Source organism: Rothia sp. HMSC071F11, assembly GCF_001809115.1.
In the GTDB taxonomy this organism is placed as follows: Bacteria; Actinomycetota; Actinomycetes; order Actinomycetales; family Micrococcaceae; genus Rothia; species Rothia dentocariosa.
The window spans coordinates 16,114-17,409 of sequence record NZ_KV795760.1; the positions used below are offsets into that span (position 1 = coordinate 16,114).

The 1,296-nt window shown below is 60.3% G+C and carries 2 protein-coding genes; both read right to left on the reverse strand.

What is annotated here, in order from left to right; genetic code table 11:
- Positions 1 to 168: 168 nt before the first annotated feature.
- Positions 169 to 591 (reverse strand): TadE/TadG family type IV pilus assembly protein, encoded by a 423-nt coding sequence (locus HMPREF2554_RS07660; RefSeq protein ID WP_070554537.1) that lies wholly within the window; start codon positions 589 to 591, stop codon positions 169 to 171.
- Between the two features lie 58 nt (positions 592 to 649).
- Entirely contained in the window at positions 650 to 1,159 is a 510-nt protein-coding gene (locus tag HMPREF2554_RS07665) for a DUF4244 domain-containing protein (protein WP_070554540.1), read from the reverse strand.
- Positions 1,160 to 1,296 lie beyond the last annotated feature (137 nt).

Consider the following 1,296-nt stretch of genomic DNA (forward strand, 5'->3'; position numbering starts at 1 on the left):
TGATGACGGTTACCAGGATCAGCAGGGCAGCGATCATGCCTACCGCGAGTACAGTGCCGCTCCCCTCCTCAGGGTTTTCGGTCGGCTGTGGCCGATCAGCCGCCCCGCACTGCGGTTTGGCAAACGGCGGCACGCATGCATTCCAGATGAAACCGGGCGTGACCATGTTTATTCGCCGCCAGACGTCGTGGCGTTATCCGAGCTGCTCTCAACCCGTGCGGTCGCGGTGGCCTGCAGCCTCCAGCCGGTTACCGAGCCGATAACCCCCGGTGCCGCACGCTCCATCTGAACCCGCACCTGCCGCGCCCCCGAAGTTTCTTCCACGGTCTGCACCTGTAGGTTAATGCTGGGGTCTATCCGCGAAACTTCATGCTGTACGGCGGCGAGGTTGTCTCCCCGGGCGAAGGCGCGTGCCGCGACTCGCGAGGATTCTTCGAGCCGCGACTGGGCTATTCCCACCGCTGCCGCTGAGAGACAGAGTGCGAGCACCGCGATCACGGCGGGCAGAGCGACCGCGAATTCGGCAGTCACAGCGCCTTCATCACGTGCGCGTAACCGCCAGGCGCGCATCATGCGGTGTATAAGCCTCATAGACGTTCCTTTCGTCGGGTTTGGGCAACTCTCGCGGTTTTCACGGGTAGTACCGGGTTTAGAAAAGCCCAAAGGTCAGCCCAGAACCGCCCGTTGCAAGGGCGTTCTTGACCATATCTACGAGCATGCCGCGAATCTCGTCGGACTTGAGAATGGCGACCAGCAGACCGGCAAAACCTACGGCGGCGAGCATTACGATGCCGTATTCGGCGGTGCTGGCGCCCTCCTCCGGGTCGTTTTCGTCCGCGTATTCAACCTCGTCGGTGGGCGAGGTCATCTCGTGCAGTTCGGCGGCTTCATCCGTGCGAATTCCCGCGAAGAGTTCCTCGTGTTCACTCAGGGAACGGCATTCTGCGGCGCATTTATCGAGGGTGCAGCCGGCGGCGAGCGCCTGCGCTAGTTGTTGGGCAAGATGCGGTTCAAGCTGCTGCAGGTATATGTTCGTGTATTCGTCGAGTGCCTGCCCTAAAAGTACGGGGTTCTCTTCCGTGCGGGCATAGGCCTCAAGGCATTCCTGAGTGCTCCGGTGCGCGGTGTGCAGAGCAGGAGAAGAGTGTACAACAGTCATCGTTGTTTCCTTTCATATAGTGTTATTTGATAATTTTTGTGGGTAGATTTGGTGCAACGTGCCCCGGAGCGAAGCTCACCGGGTTCAGGCCAGCAGCCCCGGAAGAAGCGAGATCACAATCGGTATGATTCCGCAGC

What these genes read in the sequence shown, in the direction of transcription:
- HMPREF2554_RS07660 (WP_070554537.1), bottom strand. Translation starts at nt 591, where the DNA reads ATGAGGCTTATACACCGCATGATGCGCGCCTGGCGGTTACGCGCACGT.
- HMPREF2554_RS07665 (WP_070554540.1), bottom strand. Translation starts at nt 1,159, where the DNA reads ATGACTGTTGTACACTCTTCTCCTGCTCTGCACACCGCGCACCGGAGC.